The 24,862-nt window shown below is 61.1% G+C and carries 21 protein-coding genes; 17 read left to right on the forward strand and 4 right to left on the reverse strand.

Annotated elements, in window-relative coordinates; genetic code table 11:
- The first annotated feature begins 25 nt into the window (after positions 1–25).
- The gene (locus tag N1937_RS08595) at positions 26–2,869 is read left to right on the forward strand and encodes a valine--tRNA ligase (protein ID WP_260058289.1); all 2,844 of its coding nucleotides are present in this window, start codon (positions 26–28) and stop codon (positions 2,867–2,869) included.
- 398 nt (positions 2,870–3,267) lie between these two features.
- Positions 3,268–4,515 (forward strand): OmpP1/FadL family transporter, encoded by a 1,248-nt coding sequence (locus N1937_RS08600; RefSeq protein ID WP_170258540.1) that lies wholly within the window; start codon positions 3,268–3,270, stop codon positions 4,513–4,515.
- Positions 4,516–4,562: 47 nt separating this feature from the next.
- Here N1937_RS08600 and N1937_RS08605 read toward each other — a convergent pair whose 3' ends face one another.
- On the reverse strand, positions 4,563–4,880 hold the full coding sequence (locus N1937_RS08605) for a hypothetical protein (RefSeq protein WP_170258539.1): 318 nt from the start codon (positions 4,878–4,880) through the stop codon (positions 4,563–4,565).
- Positions 4,881–5,235: 355 nt separating this feature from the next.
- On the opposite strand from N1937_RS08605, the gene exoR reads away from it, so the two are divergent.
- Complete coding sequence (exoR, locus tag N1937_RS08610; RefSeq protein ID WP_260058290.1) at positions 5,236–6,033, forward strand: exopolysaccharide production regulator ExoR; 798 nt, start codon at positions 5,236–5,238, stop codon at positions 6,031–6,033.
- Between the two features lie 108 nt (positions 6,034–6,141).
- On the opposite strand, the gene xth is transcribed toward exoR, so the two are convergent.
- Together xth and erpA are read right to left on the reverse strand one after the other, a co-directional pair.
- Positions 6,142–6,933 (reverse strand): exodeoxyribonuclease III, encoded by a 792-nt coding sequence (xth, locus tag N1937_RS08615; RefSeq protein WP_260058292.1) that lies wholly within the window; start codon positions 6,931–6,933, stop codon positions 6,142–6,144.
- Positions 6,934–7,160: 227 nt separating this feature from the next.
- A complete protein-coding gene (erpA, locus tag N1937_RS08620) occupies positions 7,161–7,493 on the reverse strand; it encodes an iron-sulfur cluster insertion protein ErpA (RefSeq protein ID WP_017964047.1) in 333 nt (110 codons plus the stop codon).
- 222 nt (positions 7,494–7,715) lie between these two features.
- Between erpA and N1937_RS08625 the strand changes: the two genes are divergently transcribed.
- From N1937_RS08625 to N1937_RS08685, 13 genes are all read left to right on the forward strand, one after another.
- Entirely contained in the window at positions 7,716–8,933 is a 1,218-nt protein-coding gene (locus N1937_RS08625; RefSeq protein ID WP_017964048.1) for a deoxyguanosinetriphosphate triphosphohydrolase, read from the forward strand.
- A 65-nt stretch (positions 8,934–8,998) separates the two neighbouring features.
- Positions 8,999–10,756, forward strand: coding sequence for an arginine--tRNA ligase (argS, locus tag N1937_RS08630; protein WP_260058293.1), 1,758 nt, complete (start codon positions 8,999–9,001; stop codon positions 10,754–10,756).
- 61 nt (positions 10,757–10,817) lie between these two features.
- The gene (locus tag N1937_RS08635) at positions 10,818–14,015 is read left to right on the forward strand and encodes an SPOR domain-containing protein (RefSeq protein ID WP_260058294.1); all 3,198 of its coding nucleotides are present in this window, start codon (positions 10,818–10,820) and stop codon (positions 14,013–14,015) included.
- A gap of 116 nt (positions 14,016–14,131) precedes the next feature.
- Positions 14,132–15,145 (forward strand): beta-N-acetylhexosaminidase, encoded by a 1,014-nt coding sequence (gene nagZ / locus N1937_RS08640; protein WP_170277932.1) that lies wholly within the window; start codon positions 14,132–14,134, stop codon positions 15,143–15,145.
- Positions 15,146–15,163: 18 nt separating this feature from the next.
- Positions 15,164–16,021 (forward strand): segregation and condensation protein A, encoded by an 858-nt coding sequence (locus tag N1937_RS08645; protein ID WP_260058296.1) that lies wholly within the window; start codon positions 15,164–15,166, stop codon positions 16,019–16,021.
- Entirely contained in the window at positions 16,018–16,734 is a 717-nt protein-coding gene (gene scpB, locus N1937_RS08650) for an SMC-Scp complex subunit ScpB (protein ID WP_260058297.1), read from the forward strand. The genes N1937_RS08645 and scpB overlap by 4 nt, the downstream gene beginning before the upstream one ends.
- A gap of 181 nt (positions 16,735–16,915) precedes the next feature.
- Positions 16,916–17,107, forward strand: coding sequence for a twin-arginine translocase TatA/TatE family subunit (locus N1937_RS08655; protein ID WP_018073376.1), 192 nt, complete (start codon positions 16,916–16,918; stop codon positions 17,105–17,107).
- 51 nt (positions 17,108–17,158) lie between these two features.
- Positions 17,159–17,770 (forward strand): Sec-independent protein translocase protein TatB, encoded by a 612-nt coding sequence (gene tatB / locus N1937_RS08660; RefSeq protein WP_017964055.1) that lies wholly within the window; start codon positions 17,159–17,161, stop codon positions 17,768–17,770.
- Positions 17,767–18,594 carry a twin-arginine translocase subunit TatC gene (gene tatC, locus N1937_RS08665; RefSeq protein ID WP_260058305.1) on the forward strand — a complete coding sequence of 276 codons (828 nt, stop codon included), beginning with the start codon at positions 17,767–17,769 and terminating at the stop codon, positions 18,592–18,594. The genes tatB and tatC overlap by 4 nt, the downstream gene beginning before the upstream one ends.
- Positions 18,595–18,695: 101 nt before the next feature.
- A complete protein-coding gene (gene serS, locus N1937_RS08670) occupies positions 18,696–19,979 on the forward strand; it encodes a serine--tRNA ligase (RefSeq protein ID WP_260058306.1) in 1,284 nt (427 codons plus the stop codon).
- A 4-nt stretch (positions 19,980–19,983) separates the two neighbouring features.
- Positions 19,984–20,757 carry a 5'/3'-nucleotidase SurE gene (gene surE / locus N1937_RS08675; protein WP_170258530.1) on the forward strand — a complete coding sequence of 258 codons (774 nt, stop codon included), beginning with the start codon at positions 19,984–19,986 and terminating at the stop codon, positions 20,755–20,757.
- A complete protein-coding gene (locus tag N1937_RS08680; protein WP_260058308.1) occupies positions 20,754–21,407 on the forward strand; it encodes a protein-L-isoaspartate(D-aspartate) O-methyltransferase in 654 nt (217 codons plus the stop codon). Before surE ends, N1937_RS08680 begins: the two co-directional genes overlap by 4 nt.
- A gap of 242 nt (positions 21,408–21,649) precedes the next feature.
- A complete protein-coding gene (locus N1937_RS08685) occupies positions 21,650–23,254 on the forward strand; it encodes a peptidoglycan DD-metalloendopeptidase family protein (RefSeq protein ID WP_260058309.1) in 1,605 nt (534 codons plus the stop codon).
- A gap of 54 nt (positions 23,255–23,308) precedes the next feature.
- Here the strand turns inward: N1937_RS08685 and N1937_RS08690 are convergent, their stop codons facing one another.
- Positions 23,309–24,181, reverse strand: coding sequence for an ATP-binding protein (locus N1937_RS08690; protein WP_260058310.1), 873 nt, complete (start codon positions 24,179–24,181; stop codon positions 23,309–23,311).
- Positions 24,182–24,490: 309 nt separating this feature from the next.
- On the opposite strand from N1937_RS08690, the gene yajC reads away from it, so the two are divergent.
- Positions 24,491–24,838: a preprotein translocase subunit YajC gene (gene yajC / locus N1937_RS08695; RefSeq protein WP_003558894.1), complete on the forward strand. Its 348-nt coding sequence runs from the start codon at positions 24,491–24,493 to the stop codon at positions 24,836–24,838.
- Positions 24,839–24,862 lie beyond the last annotated feature (24 nt).

Below are 24,862 nucleotides of genomic sequence, written 5' to 3' on the forward strand. Positions count from 1 at the left end.
CTCGAACCTCGAAATTGGTCAGAAAATGCTCGACAAGACCTATGATTCCGCCGCCGTCGAACCGAAAATCGCCGCGATATGGGATGAGGCGGACGCTTTCCGCGCCGGCGCGAACGCCAAAGCCGGGGCCGAGACCTTCACCATCGTGATCCCGCCGCCGAATGTCACCGGTTCGCTGCACATGGGCCATGCGCTGAACAACACGCTGCAGGACATCCTGGTGCGCTTCGAGCGCATGCGCGGCAAGGACGTGCTCTGGCAGCCGGGCATGGACCACGCCGGCATCGCCACGCAGATGGTCGTCGAGCGCAAGCTGATGGAACAGCAGCTGCCGGGACGCCGCGACATGGGCCGCGAAGCCTTCATCGACAAGATCTGGGAATGGAAGGCTGAATCGGGCGGCCTGATCTTCAACCAGCTGAAACGCCTGGGTGCGTCGTGCGACTGGTCGCGCGAACGTTTCACCATGGACGAGGGCCTGTCGAAGGCCGTTCTCGAGGTTTTCGTCACGCTCTACAAGCAGGGCCTGATCTATCGCGACAAGCGCCTGGTCAATTGGGACCCGAAGCTCTTGACGGCGATTTCCGATATCGAAGTCGAGCAGCACGAGGTCAAGGGCAATCTCTGGCACCTGCGCTATCCGCTGGAAAAGGGCGTAACCTACCAGTACCCGATCGCTTTCGATGAAGAAGGCAAGCCGACCGAATTCGAGACGCGCGATTATGTAGTCGTCGCAACGACACGACCGGAGACCATGCTGGGCGATACCGGTGTGGCTGTCAATCCGAAGGATGAACGCTATCAGGGCATTGTCGGCAAGCATGTCATTCTGCCGATCGTCGGCCGCAGGATTCCGATCGTTGCCGACGATTATGCCGATCCGGCTGCCGGCACCGGCGCGGTGAAGATAACGCCCGCGCACGATTTCAACGACTTCGACGTCGGCAAGCGCGCAGGTCTTCGTGTCATCAATATCATGAATGGCGACGGCACGATCACCATCAAGGACAATGAGGACTTTCTCGAAGGTCTCGACAATCCGGCGGCGCTGCATGGCGCCTGGGATCGCCTGGAAGGGCAGGACCGTTTCTATGCGCGCAAGGTCATTGTCGAGATTTTCGAAGAGGCGGGCCTGGTCGACAAGATCGAACCGCACAAGCATATGGTCCCGCACGGCGACCGCGGCGGCGTGCCGATCGAGCCGCGGCTGACCGAACAATGGTATGTCGATGCCAAGACGCTCGCCGAACCGGCGATCGCTTCGGTGCGCGAAGGCCGCACCAGGATGGTGCCGAAGAGCTGGGACAAGACTTATTACGAATGGATGGAAAACATCCAGCCCTGGTGCGTCTCCCGTCAGCTCTGGTGGGGTCACCAGATCCCCGCCTGGTACGGCCCGGACGGCCAGGTCTTCGTCGAAAGGGCCGAGGAAGAGGCACTGCAGGCGGCGATCCAGCATTATCTCTCTCATGAGGGGCCGATGAAGGCCTATGTCGAGGACCTGCTCGAAAACTTCAAGCCGGGCGAGATCCTGACGCGTGACGAGGACGTGCTCGACACCTGGTTCTCCTCAGCACTCTGGCCCTTCTCGACGCTCGGCTGGCCGGACGAGACGCCGGAGCTGGCGCGTTATTACCCGACCAATGTTCTCGTTACCGGCTTCGACATCATCTTCTTCTGGGTCGCCCGCATGATGATGATGGGTCTGCACTTCATGAAGGACGAGGACGGCGAACCCGTCGAGCCGTTCCAGACCGTCTATGTCCACGCGCTGGTGCGCGACAAGAATGGGCAGAAGATGTCGAAATCGAAAGGCAACGTCATCGATCCCCTGGAGCTGATCGACGAATACGGCGCCGACGCGCTACGGTTCACTCTGGCGATTATGGCGGCGCAGGGCCGCGACGTGAAGCTCGATCCGGCCCGCATCGCCGGCTACCGCAATTTCGGCACCAAGCTCTGGAACGCCACGCGCTTCGCTGAGATGAATGGTGCGAAGAGCGACCCGCACTTCGTGCCGGAGGCCGCCGAACTCACCATCAACCGCTGGATCCTTACGGAACTTGCCCGCACGGAACGTGACGTTACGGAAGCGCTCGAAGCCTTCCGCTTCAACGATGCCGCCGGCGCGCTCTATCGCTTCGTCTGGAACGAGGTCTGCGACTGGTATCTCGAGCTCTTGAAGCCGGTCTTCAATGGCGAAGACGAGGGCGCCAAGGCTGAAGCCCAGGCTTGTAGCGCTTATGTTCTCGAAGAGATTTACAAGCTGCTGCATCCCTTCATGCCCTTCATGACCGAAGAGCTCTGGGCGCATACGGCAGGCGAAGGTAAAGAGCGCGACACATTGGTCTGCCATGCCGAATGGCCGGCGCCGTCCTATGCCGACGACGGAGCGGCCGACGAGATCAACTGGCTGATCGACCTCGTTTCCGGCATCCGCTCGGTGCGCGCCGAAATGAATGTGCCGCCGTCGGCGACAGCGCCGCTCGTCGTCGTCAAGGCCAATAACCTGACACGCGAAAGGCTGTTCCGCCACGACGCCGCCATCAAGCGGCTTGCGCGCGTCGAGGCGATATCGCTGGCTGAGGATGCGCCCAAGGGTGCCGCTCAGATCGTCGTCGCCGAAGCTACCATCTGCCTGCCGCTCGGCAAACTGATCGACCTTTCCGCCGAAAAGGCTCGCTTGGAAAAGGCGATTGCCAAGATGGAAGGCGAGATCTCCCGCATCGACGGCAAGCTCTCCAATGAGAAGTTCGTCGCCAACGCCAATCCCGACGTGGTCGATGCCGAACGCGATCGTCTCGAGGAACTGAAGGGTCAGATCGCAAGCTTGAGGATCGCTCTTTCCAGGGTGAGCGAAGCCGGGTAAGTTTCACCAACCCATTTTGGTAAGTTATTTCAAGGACGCGCCCTCTGCCGGCGCGTCTTTTTGTCGTTCTGGGCACACGCGATTCGGTCGTGAATTCGGCTAATTCGGGCGCTGAGCCTGTGGATTGAGGCTGAACGGGCGTCCAGATGGCGAAAACTGCCACTGTTGTGGGATTGATACAGCTTCGGCAATATTTGGAATGAAAACCCAAAAGCCCACCTGAAATTAGGCAAGTCTGGAATAAAATTTTATTAACCAGGTTTTTTGACGTGTCCGTCAATTTCTTTACGTAAGTTGGTCGTTGCAATGCCCGGGAGCGCTGCCGTAGGCGCGTTGCCATATCACGCGAACACTTACTAGAGTGGGGTCACATCAATTGCTGGAGTGGGGGAGACACAATGGCATCTCGTAGGTTTTCCAAGGGCATAACGTCGCTCGTTCTTCTTTCGTCGCTTGCCTCGCCGTCCTTCGCCGGGGGGCTGGAGCGTGGCGGCTATAACATCGATCAGTTGTTCGACACGTCGCCTTTCACGTTTCAGTCCGGTGTGACCTACGTCACACCGCAACGCAGGCTGAAGGATGTCCGAGATACGGATACGTCGATATTCTCAGGCGGCGGCAATCTGAACAGCCGTCCAAACACAGCTGACGATACCTCAAATTATACCATCCCATATATTGGCTTTAAGGCTGGATTTGGCGACGCAATCGACTGCTTGGTCGACTATTCAGAGCCCTTCGGCGGGCATAACGACCCCGGTGTGAACTGGGCTGGCGCCAACAACAACATTGAGACAGAGATCAAAACCCGCAACTATGGCGGCACCTGCTCCTATCGTTTTGATGTCGGCCCTGGGCAGCTTCGCTTCATCGGCGGCGCTTTCTATCAGGAAGTCGAAGGCTTCAAGGAACGTCTGGTTTCAACGCTTCCGCTTCTGCTCGGTACCGGAACTGGCGTCGGTCGCCTCGATATCGACGATAGCGGCTGGGGCTGGCGCGCCGGTCTCGCCTACGAGATCCCCGAATATGCGATGCGTGCGAGCCTCGTCTATAACAGCCGTGTCAACTACGATAACCTGACCGGGACTGTTGATCTGCGTCAGGTTCCAATTGTGCCGCTATATGGGGGCCAGGTAACACCTGTTTCCGGTTCCGCCGAAGCGCCGGATTCGCTGGAGCTGAAGTTACAAAGCGGCATCGCTCCGGATTGGCTTGCATTCGGATCGGTTAAATGGACGAATTGGAGCGTCCTGCAGTCGGTAGCATTCTGCCCGACCAACGGGTTGCCTTGCCCAGCGGGCGGTCTAACTTCGCTCGACCTTCTTTACCAGGACGGTTGGACGATCTCCGGTGGTGTCGGCCACAAGTTCAACGACCAGTGGGCAGGTGCAGTCAGTCTCACCTGGGACCGTGGCACCAGCCAGGGCTATGGCGCGCAGACCGATAGCTGGACGCTGGGGCTCGGTGCAGCCTTCACCCCGACCGAACATATCGAATGGCGCGTCGCCGGTGCCGTGGGCGTGTTGACGAGCGGTTCGTCCGGCGCCGTGACCCAGAACGGCGTCACGTTTGGAGATGATGTCTCCTATTCTTTTGGCAACGATCTGGTCGCTGCGCTGTCGACGAGCCTAAAGATCAAGTTCTAATTCTCCCACTTGAAGAATTGAGGAGCCCGGCGCTGCCGGGCTCTTCTTTATTCGTGGCCGTTAATCATGCCATTTCCCGGTCCCAATTTGTGACGATTCAGCAACACATTTTTACGACGTTTGGCGTATGGTGGTGGCGGGGCGAATTTGTCCATTTCCCGCCACAAAGAGGGCGCAGCGATATTTGCGAGTGAGGAAATGGCAGGCATACGGTGCGTGTAAATAGTAGCATGGGTCGATTTTTTTCCGGGTACATCAGATCGTGCGGCGCGATTGGCAACAATCGTTTGATTGCGGTCGTTTCGCTTTTCGAACAAGGCTGTTCCAGCCGCCAATCCGGCCTCGCGACGAAGTCGTCGATCCATTCATTGTCGTTATTTTCGACCCGCTCAGCTGAGCGGCCCGGCTTTGCCGAAAGGTCGATACCGGTTTCGTCACATTTGCCGTTTACGAATGCGATAAAGGCGGGAAGGCGGGATGCCGCGCCTGCCGAAAGAGTGCCACGGAGATTGCAGTCGGGCCATGCCGGGAGCCGGGTGGCTCTGAAGGATGTGCTGAGAATATCGCCTTTGAGAAAAGGCCAGTGGGCTGGATGCGACGCGGGCAAAGGAGCCATGGAGCTCGCCGCGGGATCGCTCGCCTCGAAGGAATACATCCGCGGGATGCACGGCGCCAGCGCCGTTGCCGCCTGCCTTGGATGAACGAAAGAAATCGGTTGAAATGGTGACGTCCGAGTTCAAACTGTTCAAATTCATGCTGGTGGGCATGTCGATAGCCATAGCGCTGTCCGGTCCGTGCCGCGCATTCGACATCAAAGGCGGCGTCAGCAAGGAGTCCGGACCCTTCGATCTCTTCAAGTTCGGCTTCAAGGCCTATAAGAACGGCCAGAAGGAAGAGGCGGTCGAAGCCTATAAATACGCCGCCGAAAAGGGCCACACCGGCTCGCGCTGGGCGCTCGCCAACATGTATGCCGACGGCGACGGTGTCACGCAGGATGATTTTGAAGCCTTCAAGATCTATAGCGAGATCGCCCAGCAGGGCGTCGAACCTGGTTCGGAAGATACGGGTTTCTTCGTCAACGCGCTGCTCTCGCTCGCCAGCTATTACAAGCATGGCATTGCCGGCAGCCCGGTCAGGATCGACCTCAGCCAGGCGCGCCAGCTTTATTTTCAGGTGGCCTCCACCTTTGGCGTGCCCGAGGCGCAGTTCCAGCTGGCGCAGATGATGCTGGCCGGCGAGGGCGGCAATGCCAGCCCGCAGCAAGCCAAGAAATGGCTAAACCAGGCCCGCAAGAGTGGCCATCCTGGCGCCATGGCAGTCTTCGGCAATATTCTGTTCGACGAAGGCCAGACGGCTCGCGGCCTGGCGCTGATGACGGCAGCACTCGACCGCTGCAAGCCCAAGGACTGCGGCTGGATGGAAGCGCTGCAGGAGCAGGCCTTCTCGGTTGCCAACGAATCCGACCGACGCACGGCTGTCTCCCTCTCGCACACCATCGCGAGCGGTTCCGACGACTAGAGCAATTCCAGGAAAAGTGCGAAGCGGTTTCCGTCCGGAATTGCGTAAAGACAAAAGGCTAGAGCGGCGCCCGTAAAAGCTGAACCGCTCTAAGCCCCGATCGGACGCTCAGCCCGCCAAATCGAAATAGGCGATGACAGGCACGTGGTCGGACGGCTTTTCCCAGGCCCGCACATGTTTTTCGATCGCAGCCGATGTCATTCGGTCGGCAGCTTCCGGCGATAGCAGCAGATGGTCGATGCGGATGCCATTGTTTTTCGGCCAAGCGCCGGCCTGATAATCCCAGAAGGAATAGAACTGCGTCGCATCCGTCGTCGCGCGCACCGCATCCATCAGCCCGAGATTTTCGAGCCTGCGGAACGCCTCCCGGGTCTGTGGCAGAAACAGTGCGTCGTTTTCCCAGACCTTGGGATCGAAGCAGTCGTGCGGTTCCGGGATGACATTGTAATCGCCGGCAAGAACCAGCATCTCCTCATAGGCCAGCCGTTCAGCAGCGAACGTCCTTAGACGCTCCATCCAGGCGAGCTTGTAGGGATATTTCTCCGTTTCGACAGGATTGCCGTTTGGTAGGTAGATGCAGCAGACGCGCAGGATGCGCGTATCGGACAGCGTAAACGCCGCTTCGAGGAAACGCGCCTGTTCGTCCAGCGGATCGCCGGGCAGGCCGCGGTTCACTTCGAAAGGTGAGCTCTTGGAGAGGATCGCCACGCCGTTGAAGCCTTTCTGGCCGTGCGTCTCGACATGATAGCCGAGCGCCTCGATCTCCAGTCGCGGGAAAGCTTCGTCGACCGTCTTGATCTCCTGAAGGCAGACGATATCCGGATCGGAATCCTTCAGCCATTGCGTGAGATTGTCGATGCGCGCCTTGACGCCGTTGATGTTCCAGGTCGCGATCTTCATGGCTCTGTCCCGTTCCGCATACTGCATGTCGCCCAGAAGTGTGCAGCGGTTCTGGGATAACGACAGGCATAAAAACAAAGGGCTAAAGCGCACCGCATGAAGCAGCGTCGATGCAGCGCACTTTAGTGCGCTTCTTTTATCGCGGTCTTTCACCGGCGGACAAGACGATAAACCGGCCGGAAGGAATTCTTCGGCCGGTTTGATGGGGAGTCCGTGCGTTTAGACGTTCAGATCGAGAAACTGGTGCCGCAGCCGCAGCTTGCCACTGCATTCGGGTTCTTGATCTGGAAGGATTGGCCAAGCAGATTGTCGACGAAGTCGATCTCCGAGCCCGCCATGTAGACGATCGACAGGCTGTCGATCAGCACCTTGGCATTGTTCTTCTCGACGATGATGTCGTCGTCCGCTGCGCTGTCGGCAAGATCGAACTTGTAGGAAAAGCCCGAACAGCCGCCGCCTTCGACGGAAACGCGCAAGGCGCTCTTGCCGGCTTCGGCGCCGACGATGGCTGCGATACGCTTTGCCGCGGCATCTGAAAGGGTTACACTTGTATCCGTCATATTTCCTCCTGCCGGGGTCAAGATCCGGAGAGAATGGGTTTGGGCACTTGAATGTTCAAATGCCTGATATCAAAGAAACTTACCATGATCTTCGCGAAAAGGCGATGATGCGCCGAAGCGATTAGGAAAGAGCCTCTTTGCCGTTTCATCGACCTATAGGTATGAAGAGCACAAAGCGGCGTCAATGGGGGGAAGCGGCAACATGCAGGATGACGGTGAAGAATGACGATCGATACGCGTGCTTTGGGTTTCGGCAGCAGTGAAAGGGCGGTTTATGCGGCCGACCCCTGGACGACGCGCGGACGGCTCTATCAGGAAGACGGAAGCCCGACGCGCTCCGATTTCCAGCGTGACCGCGACCGCATCGTCCACACCACCGCCTTCCGCCGGCTGAAGCACAAGACCCAGGTCTTCATCGCCCAGGACGGCGATCATTACCGCACCCGGCTGACGCATACGATCGAAGTGGCGCAGATCGCCCGCGCTCTTGCCCGCGCGCTGAAGCTCGACGAGGATCTGGCCGAAGGTGTGGCGCTCGTGCACGATTTCGGCCACACGCCGTTCGGCCATACCGGCGAGGATGCGCTGCACGAGGTGCTGCTGCCCTATGGCGGCTTCGACCATAATGCACAATCGCTACGCATCGTGACCAAGCTGGAGAGGCGTTATGCCGAATTTGACGGCATCAATCTGACATGGGAAAGCCTGGAAGGTCTCGTCAAGCACAATGGTCCGCTTCTGACGCCTGATGGAGTGGGTACGCACGGTCCCGTTCCGCAGCCGATCCTCGATTATTGCGAGCTGCACGATCTCGAGCTTGCAAGCTATGCCAGCCTCGAAGCCCAGGTCGCGGCGATCGCCGACGACATCGCCTATAATACCCATGATATCGACGATGGCCTGCGTTCCGGCTACCTGACTTTCGACATGCTGGAGGAAATCCCGTTTCTTGCCGGGCTAATGGCCGAGGTGAGGGAGCGATATCCGCACCTGGAGCCGAGCCGCTTCACCCATGAGATCATGCGCCGCCAGATCACCCGCATGGTCGAAGACGTGATCGGCGTCGCGCAGCAGCGCCTGTCCCTCTTGCGCCCTGAGAGTGCAGACGATATTCGCGGCGCCGGCCAGGTTATCGCCACCTTTTCCGAGGGGATGGCCGAGACCGACAGGCAGATCAAGGCGATGCTCTTCAAACGCATCTACCGCAATCCCGATATCATGCGCATCCGTGCCGGTGCTGCCCAGATCGTCACCGATCTCTTTGCCGCCTACATGGCCAATCCGAAAGAGATGCAAAGCCACTACTGGGTCGATCATATCGCCGGCCTATCCGATGCGCCGAAGGCCCGCCATGTCGGCGATTATCTCGCCGGCATGACCGACACCTATGCGATCAGCGCCCACAGGCGGTTGTTTGACCACACTCCTGATTTGCGATAGGCAGCGGTCGCCCACGCCGAGGGCCGATTTGAGCCTTTGGCACAGCCTATGCATGGAAGAGTGCGATGAACCTTTTTACCGACTTCGAAGCCAGGATCAAAACCGCCCTTGAACAGATCGATCTGGTCAGGGAAAAGCGATCCGAGCTCGATTTCGGCCGCATCACCGTCGAGCCGCCGCGTGACGCGAGCCATGGCGATGTCGCGACCAATGCCGCGATGGTGCTGGCAAAACCGCTCGGAACCAACCCGCGCGCGCTGGCCGATGTCATCATCGCCAAGCTGAAAGAGGATTCCGACGTCGCCGATATCTCGGTCGCGGGTCCGGGCTTCATCAACATCCGTCTCGCCGTCGGCTACTGGCAGCGGCTGCTCGCCTCGATGATCGGTGCCGGTACCGATTACGGTCGCTCGACGCTTGGAAACGGCAGGAAGGTCAACGTCGAATATGTCTCGGCCAACCCGACCGGCCCGATGCATGTCGGCCATTGCAGGGGTGCCGTCGTCGGCGACGCGCTTGCCAACCTGCTCGCTTTTGCCGGTTACGGTGTCGAGAAGGAATATTACATCAACGACGCCGGCTCGCAGATCGATGTGCTCGCCCGCTCCGTCTTCCTGCGCTATCGCGAAGCGCTCGGCGAAAAGATCGGCGAAATCCCCTCGGGTCTCTATCCCGGCGACTATCTCGTGCCCGTCGGCCAGTCGCTTGCCGCCGATTACGGCGTGCGGCTGCACAACATGCCGGAAGACCAATGGATGCCGATCGTCAAGGACCGCACGATCGATGCGATGATGGTGATGATCCGGGACGATCTGGCGGCGCTGAACGTCCATCACGACGTCTTCTTCTCCGAACGCACCCTGCATGCCAATGGCGCGGCCGCGATCCGCACCGCGATCAACGACCTGACCTTCAAGGGCTATGTCTACAAGGGCACGCTGCCGCCGCCGAAGGGCCAGCTTCCCGAGGACTGGGAGGATCGCGAACAGACCCTGTTCCGTTCGACCGAGGTGGGCGACGATATCGACCGGCCGCTGATCAAGTCGGATGGCTCCTACACCTATTTCGCCGCCGACGTCGCCTACTTCAAGAACAAGTTCGACCGTGGTTTCGACGAGATGATCTATGTGCTTGGCGCTGACCATGGCGGTTACGTCAAACGCCTGGAAGCGGTTGCACGTGGCGTTTCGGACGGCAAGGCGAAGCTGACTGTGCTGCTCTGTCAGCTCGTCAAGCTCTATCGCAACGGCGAACCGGTGAAGATGTCGAAGCGTTCGGGCGATTTCGTCACGCTTCGGGACGTCGTCGAAGAAGTCGGCCGTGATTCGGTCCGGTTCATGATGCTTTACCGCAAGAATTCCGAACCGCTCGACTTCGATTTCGCCAAAGTGACGGAACAATCGAAAGATAATCCAGTCTTCTACGTGCAATATGCGCATGCTCGCTGCATGTCGGTCTTCCGGCAGGCGAGGGAGGCTTTTCCCGACCTCGATGTCTCGCCCGAGAAACTCGCGAAAACCGTTGCAGGCATTGGCGATCCGGCCGAATTGCAGCTCGTCGCCAAGCTTGCTGAATTCCCGCGTGTCGTCGAGGCAGCGGCCCAGTCGCAGGAGCCGCATCGCATCGCTTTTTACCTCTACGACGTCGCCAGTTCCTTCCACGCGCACTGGAACAAAGGTAAAGATCAGACGGAATTACGATTTGTTAATGATAAAAACCGAGAATCAAGTATTGCCAGACTTGGGCTGGTGTACGCTGTCGCGTCGGTTTTGAAGTCGGGACTCGCCATTACAGGCACTGCCGCACCGGACGAAATGCGATAACGTCACCATTTCCCCACAATGCGCTGGCATTTGAGCGTTGGCGTTTGCGAGTGGGATAGGCATGGCTGATAAACAACTTGCGTATGATACGCGCGGAAAAAACGATCTGTTTGGCGACGATGATCCGTTGGCTGAACTTGCCCGTATCGTCGGCTTCGAGCCGCGTGTTGCAGCGAATACGGTGACCGAGGCCGAACGCCGCGAGCCCGCCCTTGATCTCGAGGACGAGCTGGGGCGTGAGTTCGATCTATACGATTCGCCCCGTCCGCTCGCAGAGCTCGACCGGCCCGCCGAGCCGATCTCTGATGATATGCCTGAAGATTACGTCGAGCCGGTTCTCGATACTTCTCCGGCTGCCGAAAATGCGGAGGTTCCTGAGCCGGTTTCCGTCGCCGCAGTTGAGGCTGAAGAAGCAGCTGTGCCTGCGGCCGCCGACTGGGCGGAGCATCTTTCCCCCGAGCCCGAGGCATCGCTGCAATCAGCATTCGGCGGTGCACGCGATCTGATCGAGGAGCTTGAGCTGTCGATCGGCGCCGCACCCGTCTCTTCGCTGGCGCAGCCCGCCAAGGCGCCGCAATGGTCGGCTGCCAGCATCCGGCTACCGCTTGCCAATTTCCATGCTCCGAAACGCGAAGAACCGGTTGTTTTGCCGGAGCCTGTGGCCGAAACGGTCGTAGCACCGGCAGCTGAAGTGCCGTCTGTCGATCTTCCTGTCCTGAAGCCTGAACTTGTCATCGAACCGCCGGCGCCCGTCGCCGCCATAGAGCCTTCCGAGGGATTCGAATCCGCTTCACCGTCGCTTGGCTTCCCCGCCGAACTCGACCGCCATGATGAGGTGATCGCGCCGGAAGAGACTGCCGAGGCCGAAGAATTCATCGAAGTCGAGGAGGAACCGGAGGATTTCGGGTCCGATGCCGGTTTCGATCTGATCGCCGCCGCCGTCCAGGGCGAGATCCAGGCCGATGCCGCGCTGACCGAAGTCGTGCCTGATGTTCCGCACACCGCCGGCACTTTCGATCTTGACGATCTGCTTGCCGACGTCTCGCGTTATCCGGTGCCGCAACGTGCCAATCCGGCGCCCGTCACGCCGCCGCCCGCATCGATCGAGGCCGCGCCCATTCCTGCCGCCCCCGTGGCAGACGCACCTGTCCAGACCGAGGTGATCGCCCCCCCACCAGTCGCCGCAGCGTCCGTCCGGCCTGCTCCGGTCTATGCAGCCGAAGCCGCACGGCCAGTCGCGCCGCAGCTTGCAGAGGTCGTTGCGTCAGAGCCTGCTGCAACGGCATATTCGCGGGCGCCGCAGCCGATACCGGAAGCCGAAGACCCCTTCGCCGGCCATGATTTTGAGTTGGATCTTGCCGGCATCGAGCTGGAGCTCGCCGATCTCGATTTCTCCGAGCCGTCCGAGCCCGCGCCGCAGCCTGAGGTGCCGGCGCCTGCTCCCCAGCAGGCCGCGGCCGTCCCGCCTCGGTCCGCTCCCGTTTTTGCTCCTGAGCCGCAAACTCCGGCCTACCAGCAGGATGCTGCCCCCTCGCGGCCGGCTCCGGCCTTCGTTCCCGAGCCGCAGGCTCCAGCACCGGCTCCGTCTTTCAACTGGGCGTCAGCCGGCGACTCAACCGAAGACCTGCCATTCGATCCGGCGATGATCTCTGACCCGGAGGATCGTCCCGAGACCGTCGACGACATGCACGTGCCGGCGCTGCCGCCAGTGGAGCAGCCCGCCCCGGTCGCCAAAACCGCAGATTACGAGTTCGATCTCGACGCAGAGATCGCCAGCTTCTTTGAACCGGCCAAGCCGCGGGAAACACCGGCGCCTGCCCGGGATACGGCTGCCGCCGCGGCAAAGCCTGTCAAGCCTACCATCGCCGACGGCCTCGATGATTTCGAACGGGCGCTGGAGGAGGATTTCCGCCGCAGCGTGCGTGAACCGGTCGAGCGCCGTGAGACCTCCGAAGTTCGGATCGAATCGGCAAGCCAGGCCGCTGATTTCAGCCGCGCCCGGTCGATGCGTCGGCTGCTCGCCGGGGCCGTCGTGCTCGTGGTCTTTGGCGGCGTCGGTTATGGCGTCTATTCCTCCGTCTGGAACGGCGAGGGGCTCGGCATTGTCGCGTCCGGTGAGCCGCGTGTGATCACCGCCGACAAGGAGCCGGTCAAGGTCGTTCCGGAAAATCCTGGCGGCAAGACCGTGCCGAACCAGGATAAGGCCGTTTACGACCGCGTTGCGGGTTCTGCCGAAGAGCCGAAGCAGAAGGCGCTGGTTTCATCCGACGAGGCGCCCGTCGATGTCGTCCAGCGCACGCTGACACCGGAAGCGCTGCCTGAGGACGACGAGAACGCCAACGCCGACGATCAGGTCACGCCGACTGCGGTCGGTGAGACGGAGGATCCGCGTCTGCTGCCGGACCAGGACAACGCCGACAAGGCTCTCGCAAGCGACGCCGACAAGACGCCGTCGGTTTCTCCGCGCAAGGTCCGCACGATGATCGTCAAGCCTGACGGTACACTGGTCGCCCGCGAGGAACCGGCGCCCGTCGATCAGCCGGCGCCGTCTGCCCGGGCGACACAGTCTGCCCCGGCGACGCAGTCTGCCCAGGCGACGCAGTCTGCCCAGCCGACGCCGCCGGCTCAGCCACCGTTGACGGCTCAGTCGACCCCGCCCGTGCCGCCTGTCGGTGGAACGGCTGCGAGCTTCCCGGCAAGCGCCGAGGTTGCTTCTGCCGATGCTCGTTCTGCAGCCCCGATCGAAACCGCGCCGGTACAGCCGTCGCTCGCCGGCAGTGCGGATGCGCAGGCCGCAAACCCGGCCCCGGTCGCTCCACCGGTGCGCCCGGTCAAGAGCTCGGCGATCACCGATACCGCTCCGATCCCCACCGCCCGTCCGGCCGATCAGCCCGTTAACGTTGTCAGCACCGTGACCGAGAAGGGCAATGTCCGCCCGCCAGCGCAGCAGCCGAAGACGACTGAGGTCGCGGCCGCAGCGCCAGTCGCCGCAAAGCCGCAGCAGGCCGCATCCGCCGGCGGCTACGGCATCCAGATCGCCTCGCTGCCTTCGGAAGACGAGGCGACCAAATCCTATGCCAACCTGTCGAAGAAATTCGCCAGCGTGCTTAGTGGCCGCAGTCATGAGATCCGCAGGGCCGATATCGCCGGCAAGGGCACTTTCTATCGTGTCCGCATTCCGGCCGGTTCCAAGGACGAGGCCGCTGCACTCTGCGAACAGTATCGGGCAGCGGGCGGAAGCTGCCTGATCTCCAAGTAGATCGGTTTTTTTTGGATAGAATGTAAGAGCGGCGGGCCGGATCGGTCCGCTGCTCTTTTTTGTGCATCGCGCCCGACCTTGCTCGCATTTGGCCGGGCGCCGTCTATGATTCCGATATGACCGAATCAAAAGCGATGATCCTTGGCTGTAGCGGCCTTGCCCTCACATCCGAAGAGAAGGCCTTTTACCGGGGCGAACGACCCTGGGGCTTCATCCTCTTCGGGCGCAACATCTCCGAAGCGCCGCAGATCGCCGATCTCGTCGCCGAATTGCGCGACAGCGTCGGCTGGCATGCGCCGGTGCTGATCGACCAGGAGGGCGGCCGCGTCCAGCGCATCCGCCCGCCCGTTCTGGCGCGTTATCCTTCCGGCCAGGCGCTCGGCGATCTCTATCGCCGCGATCGCGCGCTCGGCCTGCGCGCCGCCTGGCTGATGTCGCGGCTGCACGCCTTCGACCTTTCGAGCCTCGGCATCGATGTCGATTGCCTGCCGGTGCTCGATGTGCCGGTCGAGGGCAGCAGCAACGTCATCGGCGACCGCGCCTATGGCGGCGATTCCGAAACCGTCATCGCGATGGGAAAAGCGGCTGCCGCAGGGCTGAAGGCCGGCGGCCTGTTGCCTGTAATGAAGCATATGCCCGGCCACGGCCGCGGCTTTGCGGATTCACATCTGGAGCTGCCTGTGGTCACTGTCTCGCGCCATGAGCTGGAGTTCCATGATTTCCCACCCTTTGTTGCGATGAAGGACGAGTTGATGGCGATGACCTGTCACGTCGTTTTCGCCGCCATCGACCCCGACAACCCAGCGACGACCTCGCGCAAGGTGATCGACGGCATCATCCGCGAACACATCGGGTTTAACGGTCTGCTGCTCTCCGACGACAGCTCGATGAACGCACTTTCCGGCACGATCGGTGAACGTGCGGCGAATATCATTGCAGGCGGATGCGATATCGTGCTGCATTGCAACGGCAATATGGACGAGATGCTCGATGTCGTGGCAAATGTTCCGCCGCTCGCCGGCGTATCGCTTGCCCGCGCAAAAGCCGTGGAAGCGGGCTTCGCGGCGCCGGATACTTCAGATGAAGCGGAATTGAGGATGGAATTCGAGGCGATGTTTGCGACGGTCTGATCGTAAGGGAGCAGCTAGGTGAACACGGTCAAGGGCACGGAACGTCCGCAGGCGGCAACGCCAATGGACAAGCTGTGGCAGGATAACGGTGCCGAGCGCGCCAGCCACGAGCCGGCGCTGGTGATCGACGTCGCCGGCTTCGAAGGCCCGCTCGACCTGTTGCTCTATCTCGCCCGCAACCAGAAGGTCGATCTGTCGCGCATTTCGGTGCTGGCGCTCGCCGAGCAATATCTGCTGTTCATCGAAAGTGCCCGGCGTATTCGCATCGAGCTTGCCGCCGATTACCTCGTCATGGCAGCGTGGCTTGCCTATCTCAAGTCGAAGCTGCTCATTCCCCAGCAAGCCAGGGATGACGGCCCTTCCGGCGAGGAGCTGGCGGCAACACTCGCCTTCCGCCTGAAACGTCTCGAAGCCATGCGACAGGCGGCGGACGGCCTCGTCAACCGCAACCGCCTCGGCCGCGATATCTTCGTGCGCGGCGCGCCCGAGCATATTCCCGACCGGCAGCAATCCGCTTATGCGGCAAGCCTCTACGATCTCTTGACCGCCTATGCGGCGCTGCGCCAGCGCCATGCCGTCACCCAGGTGACGATCGAGCGGCGTACCGTCTGGTCGCTGACCGACGCCCGCGAGCTGCTGACCCAGATGATCGGCGAGATCGGCGACTGGACGGCGATGGAGCATTATCTGCTGCGTTATCTCGCCGCGCCCGAGGAGCGCGTCACGGCGATCGCCAGCGCCTTTGCCGCCTCGCTGGAGCTGGTGCGCGAGGGCAAGCTCGAAATCCGCCAGGACGGCGCCTTTCAGCCGATATACATGCGCCGCGGTCCGAAACATGCCACACTGCAGGTGGTCGAACAGGAGCAGCCGGCTTGATCGATCCGAGGAGCGAAGAGGAATTCGACGGCAATTTCGAAGACCGGGGCCGCGACCTGCAGGCCGATATCGAGGCCGAGCGCATTGCCGAGGCTCTGGTTTTCGCCTCCTCGCAACCGGTCTCCGAAGGCTTCCTCGCCGAGCGCCTGCCTGAGAAGACCGACGTGCACGCGATCATGCTGCGGCTGAAGGAGCAGTATGCGCCGCGCGGCGTCAATCTCGTGCAGGTCGAAGGCGCCTGGGCCTTTCGCACCGCCGCCGACCTGTCCTTTGTCATCCGTCGTGATGACAATGAGGTGAAGAAGCTTTCGCGCGCCGCACTGGAAGTGCTGGCGATCATCGCCTATCACCAACCGGTGACGCGTGCCGAAATCGAGGATATCCGCGGCGTTCAGACCTCGCGCGGCACGCTCGACGTGCTGATGGAAGCCGGCTGGGTACGGTTTCGCGGCCGCGGCGCACGCCGGGCCGGGCCGGTGACATTGGGCACGACGCGCGATTTTCTCGACCATTTCGGCCTGGAAGAGCTGCGCGATCTGCCTGGTCTCGAAGAATTGAAGGGGGCGGGCCTGCTGTCGGGCCGCATCCCGGCGAACTTCAATATTCCCTCGCCGTTGATGAACGATGAGTTGACCGAGGACGAAGATCCGATCACCCAGATGGATCTCGAAGAACTGGGGTTGCTGGCCCCGCGTTCTACCTCCGAAGATTGAAGGACTTCGTCTTGCTTTTGCCACGCATGACGAAAACAATAGTGCTCACCATTTTTCGACGGATCTGTGGCTTGTCACAAAGGGCGATACCGTGACATTAAGCACAGTTCAAAGGGCTTGATGTTGGAAACGGTGTGGGAAATTCTTACATTAGGGAACATCACAACAGGGAGTAAGCGTAATGGGTTCTTTTGGCATCTACCACTGGCTGATCGTTCTGGCGGTCGTGCTGTTGTTGTTCGGTCGCGGCAAGATTCCGGAACTGATGGGCGATGTCGCCAAGGGCATCAAAAGCTTCAAGAAGGGCATGACGGACGAGGACGCGCCGGACACGGCAAAGACCGTCGATCACAAGGCCGACGAAACGAAGTAACCAAGTCCGGGAAAAAGCGCAGCCCCCGCGCTTCCCGTCCAGGAGCCTTGCATGTTCGATATTGGCTGGACCGAGCTTTTGGTCATCGCGGTCGTACTGATCGTGGTGGTCGGTCCCAAGGATTTGCCGCCGATGCTGCGCGCTTTCGGCAAGATGACGCAGCGCGCCCGCAAGGTGGCGGGTGAATTTCGTGCGCAGTTCGACGAAGCGTTGCGCGAAGCCGAGCTTGACGACGTTCGGCAGACGATCAGCGACGCCCAGAAACTGAACCCGGTCAACAGCCTGCGCGAGGCGATGAACCCGCTTCGCCAGATGGGCAACGAGATCAAGGCCGACCTGCAGAAGTCGTCCACGATCACGGAAAACAAGACCGAGGTGCCGCCAAGTGCTGTCGCAGCCCCGACGCCGTCGATGAGCCTGCCGGAAACGCCGCCATTGGTAGCGACGCCTGCGCCGTCGGAACCCGTCGCAGCAGCGATTGTTCAGGCCGATACAGTTGCCGCCAAGCCGAAACCCGTGCGCAAGCCGCGCGTCAAGGCTGCTGACAGGGTCGATGCTGCGGCCGCTATCGCCGTGCCTGTGGAAAAACCGAAACGCACGACGGCAGCCAGGAAGCCTGCAACGCCGAAGAAGCCGGCGCAGACGAAGAAGGATGAGGCATGAGCGGTGATATCGAAGACAAGCCGCAGCCGTTGATCGAGCACTTGATGGAGCTGCGCAAGCGGCTGATATGGTCGATCGGCGCGTTTTTCGTCGCCTTCATCGCATGCTTCTTTTTTGCCAAGCATCTCTTCAACTATCTGGTCATTCCCTACAAGACAGCCGTCGTGTGGGCGCATCTCGACGTCGAGAAGGCCCAGCTCATCTACACCGCGCCGCAGGAATTCTTCTTCACGCAGGTCAAGGTGGCGATGTTCGGCGGCCTCGTGGTCGCGTTCCCGATCATTGCCGCCCAGGTCTACAAGTTCGTGGCGCCCGGTCTCTACAAGAACGAGCGCCAGGCTTTCTTGCCGTTCCTGATCGCCTCACCGGTCCTGTTCCTGATGGGCGGCGCGCTCGTCTATTTCTTCTTCACGCCGATGGTCATGTGGTTCTTCCTGTCGATGCAGCAGGCACCGGGTCATGACGAGATAGCGATCTCGCTGATGCCGAAGGTCTCGGAATATCTGAGCCTGATCATGACGCTGGTCTTCTCCTTCGGTCTCGTCTTCCAGCTTCCCGTCATCACCACGCTGCTCGCCCGTGTCGGTCTTCTGACGTCGCATTGGCTTGCCGAAAAGCGCAAGTTTGCCATCGTCCTCGCCTTTGTCGTCGCTGCCGTGCTGACGCCGCCGGACCCGATGTCCCAGATCGGCCTTGCGATCCCGACGATCCTTCTCTACGAGATTTCCATCTATGCGGCGCGACTCGTGGAGCGCCAGCGTGCCCGGCAGGCGGTCGAAAAGGACACCGGATCCGCGGACGTTGCCAAGACGGACAGCGTCTGAGCGGCGATCCCAATCCTCCTTTGTGAACGCCGTTTCACATCCGGCCGAGGCCCGATCAGGCTTTGGCCGGGTCATCTCTGTTGCAACGACCTGGAACGACGATGCTCGATATCAAATGGATCCGTGAGAATCCCGAAGCGCTCGATGCCGCCCTTGCCAAGCGCGGTGCGGAGCCTCTGGCCCAAAGCCTCGTTGCCCTCGATGAAAAGCGGCGCTCCGCCGTGCAGAAAGCGCAGGACTTGCTGTCCCGCCGCAACGTCGCCTCCAAGGAGATTGGCGCGGCGATGGCTCAAAAGAATAGCGAACTTGCCGAGAAGCTGAAGGCTGAGGTCGCAGAACTGAAGACGCTGCTGCCGGCGGTCGAGGAAGAAGACCGGCAACTGACGGCCGAACTCAACGACGCGCTCTCGCGCATCCCGAACATCCCCTTCGACGATGTCCCGGTCGGCAAGGACGAGCATGACAATGTCGTCACCCGCACCGTCGGCGAAAAGCCGCGCTGGAACCACACGCCGAAGGAGCACTTCGAAATCGGCGAGGCGCTCGGCTATATGGATTTCGAGCGCGCCGCCAAGCTCTCCGGCTCGCGCTTCACGGTTCTGACCGGGCCGCTCGCCAAGCTCGAGCGCGCGCTCGGCCAGTTCATGATCGATCTCCACACCAGCGAGCACGGTTATACCGAGGTCAGCTCGCCACTGATGGTGCGCGCTGAAGCGGTGTTCGGCACCGGCAGCCTGCCGAAGTTCGAAGAGGATCTCTTCAAGACCACGGATGGCCGCTATCTGATCCCGACGGCCGAAGTGACGCTCACCAATCTGGTACGCGAGGAAATCCTCGATCAAGAAAATCTGCCGTTGCGCTTCACCGCGCTGACGCCGTCCTTCCGCTCGGAAGCAGGCTCTGCCGGCCGTGATACGCGCGGCATGCTGCGCCAGCACCAGTTCTGGAAATGCGAACTCGTCTCGATCACCGATGCCGAGAGCGCCGTTGCCGAGCATGAACGCATGACCGCCTGCGCCGAGGAAGTGTTGAAACGCCTCGGCCTGCATTTCCGCACCATGACGCTTTGTACCGGCGACATGGGCTTCGGCTCACGCAAGACCTACGATCTCGAAGTGTGGCTGCCGGGACAGAATGCCTTCCGTGAAATCTCCTCCTGCTCGGTCTGCGGCGATTTTCAGGGCCGCCGAATGAACGCGCGGTATCGCGGCAAGGAAGACAAGAGCAACAGGTTCGTGCACACGCTGAACGGTTCCGGCACGGCCGTCGGCCGCTGCCTGATCGCCGTCCTCGAAAATTATCTGAATGAGGACGGTTCCGTCACGATTCCGGACGTTTTGCTGCCTTATATGGGCGGATTGACCAAGATCGAACGGGCGACCTGAGGCGATGCGCATCCTGCTTACGAATGACGACGGCATTCATGCCGAAGGCCTTGCCGCGCTGGAGCGGATCGCGCGCACGCTGTCCGACGATGTCTGGATCGTGGCGCCGGAGACCGACCAGAGCGGTCTTGCCCATTCGCTGAGCCTCTCCGAACCTCTGCGGCTGCGCAAGATTTCCGAGAAGCATTTCGCCCTGCGCGGCACGCCGACCGATTGCGTCATCATGGGCATCAGGCAGGTTATGGACGTCAAGCCGGACCTTGTCCTCTCCGGCGTCAATTCAGGCTCGAACGTTGCCGACGACGTGACCTATTCCGGCACGATCGCCGGCGCCATCGAGGGCACCATGCAGGGCGTGCGCTCCTTCGCGCTGAGCCAGGCCTATCTCTATGAGGACGGCGCGCGCATCGTGCCCTGGGAGGTCTGTGAGACGCATGCCCCGGCTCTTTTGGAAAAGCTGATGGTCCTGGACCTGCCGGAGGGCACGTTCCTCAATCTCAACTTCCCGAACTGCCGTCCCGACGAAGTCGATGGCGCCGAGGTGACCATGCAAGGCAAGCTGGCCTTCAATCTGCAGGTCGACGCCCGCTCCGACGGCCGGGGGTTTCCTTACTACTGGCTGAAGTTTGGCGAACGCGCCGGCGCCTTCATCGAAGGCACCGATATTCACGCCCTGAAGCATAACAAGATTTCGGTAACGCCTTTGAAACTGGATCTGACCGATTATTCCGTGACGGACCGCGTGGCGCGGGCCTTGGGATACGGAGCACAAGTTTGACGGCAAGACTGGCGGAGAAGGAGGGCTTTGCTGCGCTCGTCCTTAGATTGCGTGCCGAAGGCATCTCCGACCTCGATCTGCTGACGGCGGTCGAGCAGACGCAGCGCTCGCTGTTCGTGCCGCCGCAATTTGCCGACGACGCCTATTCGAGCCGGACGATCCCGATCGAATGCGGCTCTTTTCTCGAAGGCATCGATATTGCCGTCCGCATCCTGCATCACCTGAAACTCAAGCCCGGCCAACGCGTCCTGGAGATCGGCACCGGAAGCGGCTTTACCGCCGCCGTCATGGGCCGCATGGCCGAGCGTGTCCTGTCCATCGACCGCTACAAGACGCTGACGACGGCAGCGCAGCGGCGCATGGAATCGCTTGGCCTGCGTAGCGTCATCATCCGCCACGCCGACGGCAGCGCCGGCATGCAGGGTGAGGGCACCTTCGACCGTATCCTGGTGACGGCCGCCTTCAACGCGATGCCGCGCTTTTATACCGACCAGCTCGTTTCCGGCGGCTCGATGATCGCGCCGCTGATGATTTCCGAAAATGAGTGTCGCATGGTGCGGCTGACGAAAACCGGCAGCCGTTTCGAACGCGAGGAACTGTTCGACGCTCCATATCTGCCGATCGTTCCGCGCCTTGCCTCACTGCTATAGATTTGGACGATTTCAGGCCGCATCGGCCTGAAATCCGACCATCAAAAAACCAGAGCATGGGGTGGTGCGAAAGCCGCTCAGGCCTTTTGGCATCATGCTCGGCACACTGCGATTTTTCACCCGTAAGCTATGGTTATCAACTTCTCAAAAATATCGCACTGATTCCAGCATCTTAACGGCGTGGTAATACTAACGCGTTTTAATAGACTCACAAATGGTTGCGTTCTCAGTGGGTCGAGTTCATGCGTTTCAGTCTTTCGCCAAAGTTCGGGAAGTCGGCCGGTAATCTTCTGGTTGTTGGCCTGCTGGCAAGTGCCGCAACGGGCTGCAGTTCCGATGTGACACGGTTTGGCGGCTTGTTTTCCTCCTCCGGGCAGGATCAGATCACCACAAGTTCCATTCCGCGCAGGAATATGAACGGTTCTCAGGGCGATCCGGTGCCGCGAGCCGATCTCGGCGGTTCGGCGGTTGCCAGCCAGTCGGGCTACGGCGGCGGCAATGACGCGCTGAACCAGCCTTATCCCGCACGCCAGGGTTACGATCCGACCCGCACGTCGAACTCGAGCGCGCGTCTCGCTTCGGCACCGGTGTCGGTGCAGCGTTCCGAGCTGGCCGCGCCGACGGCTGCTGCCCCCTCCCGGCAGCGGGAAAAGGAGGTCGCGCTCGCCCAACCTTTCCCGTCTGCGCCGCAGGCTGAAAAGCCCCGATTGGTCGCGCCGGCTGCGCCGAAGATGACGCCCGATACGCTGACGACCGGCACGACGCCGAAGGTTTCCGGCTGGTCCGCGACCAACGCGCCTTCCGTGACGCTGCGTCCGGGTGAAAGCATCGCCACGCTCTCCAGGCGTTTCGGCGTCCCGGAAAAAGAAATTCTGCGCGTCAATGCTCTGAGGACGGCATCTGCCGCCCAGCCTGGCCAGGCGATCCTGATCCCGACCTTCAACGGCGGCAATGCCGCCAAGGCGGCATCGCAAGCGGCTGACCTTTCCAAGCCCGCCAAGATGCCGGAGGCGCCGAAGACGCCTGAGCAGAACGTTGCCGTCATTCCAGGCGCCAATTCCGCCCGCGACAAGACGCTGGCGAGTGCCGATACCACCGGCAAAATTCCCGCCGGCACCGGCAAGGATCCGAAGGCGCCTGCCGGCACCTATGTCGTCAAGCAAGGCGATTCCCTGGCGAAGATTGCCAAGGCGACTGGCAGCAATGTCGACGACCTCAAGGCCGCCAATAATCTGTCGGCCAACTCGCTCCGCATCGGTCAGGCCCTGAAGATCCCGAACGGCACCGCCGACAATATCAAGACCGCCTCGATCCCGGCCGGGAAGGTCGATTCGAAGCAGACCCAGCCGGCGGCTGCCCAGCAGACGGCGTCCGTTCAGCCCGCGCCCTATAAGGCGCCGGCCGCTACCCAGACCGTCGACGATGCCGAGAAGAAGTCGGACGTCAGCTCCGCCGCACCGGAATCGACCGGCATCGGCAAATACCGCTGGCCGGTGCGCGGCCAGGTCATTGCTTCATACGGCGCCAACGTCAACGGCAACCGCAATGACGGCATCGACATCTCGGTACCGCAGGGCACGCCGATCAAGGCCGCTGAAAACGGCGTCGTCATTTATGCCGGCAACGGCCTGAAGGAACTCGGCAACACCGTTCTCGTCCGTCACGACGACGGCACTGTCACCGTCTACGGCAACGCCGATACGCTGAGCGTCACCCGCGGCCAGAAGATCCAGCGCGGCCAGACCGTCGCCGTCTCCGGCATGAGCGGCGACGTCAAGCAGCCGCAGGTCCATTTCGAGGTGCGCAAGGACGCGTCCCCGGTCAACCCGATGACTTTCCTGGAATAGGTACTGCGTACCAGGAAGCGCAAAAGCCCGGCCAACAGCCGGGCTTTTGTTATTTCAGGCTCTGTCGATATGAACGCGCATGCGCCCGGCCAGGTCCTGGATATATTGCCAGGCGACGCGGCCGGAGCGCGCGCCGCGCGTCGTTGCCCATTCCAGCGCCTCGGCATGCATCTTGTCGCGTTCGAGCCCGAGCTTGAAGTGATCGGCATAGCCGTCGATCATCCCGAGATAATCCTCCTGGCTGCATTTGTGGAAGCCGAGCCAGAGGCCGAAGCGGTCGGAAAGCGAAACCTTTTCCTCGACCGCCTCCGATGGATTGATCGCCGTCGACTGCTCGTTTTCCATCATGTGGCGCGGCAGGAGGTGGCGCCGGTTGGAGGTGGCGTAGAAGAGCACATTGTCCGGCCGCCCTTCGACGCCGCCGTCGAGTGCCGCCTTCAGCGACTTGTAGGCGGTGTCGTCGTGATCGAAGGAAAGATCGTCGCAGAACACGATCACGCGGTACGGCGTGTCCTTCAGGAGGTCGAGCAGATGGGGAAGGCTGGCGATATCCTCGCGATGGACTTCGACCAGCTTCAGCAAGATGCTGCTTTCGCGCCTGACGTCTTCGTGGACGGCTTTGACCAGCGAGGATTTGCCCATGCCGCGCGCGCCCCAGAGCAGTACATTGTTGGCGGCATACCCCTCGGCGAAACGTACCGTATTCTCATGCAGGATGTCGCGCACATGATCGACGCCGCGGATAAGCGTCAACGCCACCCGGTTCGGCTTCTTGACCGGCTGCAGATGCTGGCGCAATGGCACCCAGACGAAACAATCGGCAGCATCCCAATCGTTGAGGGCAGGTGCCGGTCCGGCAAGACGTTCGACGGCCTCAGCGAGCCGTCTCAGTTCGGCGAGCAGGGCTGTGTTGATTTCCTCGGTCATCGGTGGCCTCCTGATTTCTCACTGCGGCAATCCGCTTTGATCTTTCGATGCCGCTAATGCATGTCGCCCGGAAGTGTGGAGCGGTTCCGGATAACGACATGCTTGAAAACAAAAGAGCTAAAGCGCGTCGCATCGATCAAGTTCGATGCGACGCGCTTTAGCATGGCGTTTTGACGGCGGAAAGGTTATGAGGCAGCGGAATCGGTACTGTTTCCGGCTGTTTCTGTTGCATTCATCGAAGCCGTAACTATAGTCCGGCAACCTGAAAAGAGAGGCGGAGCTCCGCCGCCCAAGCCTGAGGAGTTTAGCATGTTCATCACCCCGGCATTCGCCCAGAGCGCGACCGATACCGCAACGGGATTCGGCGGCTCCGGTTTCGAAATGATCATCCTGTTCGTGCCGCTGATGGTCGTCTGGTACTTCCTGCTGATCCGTCCGCAGCGCGCACAGGCAAAGAAGCGTGAGGAGACCCTGAAGGCGATCCGTCGCGGCGACCAGGTCGTCACCGGCGGCGGTCTCGTCGGCAAGGTCACCAAGGTTGTTGACGAAAAGGAAGTCGAAGTCGAGATCGCTGATGGCGTGCGTGTGCGCATTGTCCGCAGCGGCATCTCCGAAATTCGCGTCAAGGGTGAACCGGTCAAGGCCGACGCGGCGTAACAAGCGATAACGGCAGGACCGCCG

It is taken from the genome of Rhizobium sp. WSM4643 (assembly GCF_025152745.1).
GTDB lineage: Bacteria > Pseudomonadota > Alphaproteobacteria > Rhizobiales > Rhizobiaceae > Rhizobium > Rhizobium leguminosarum_I.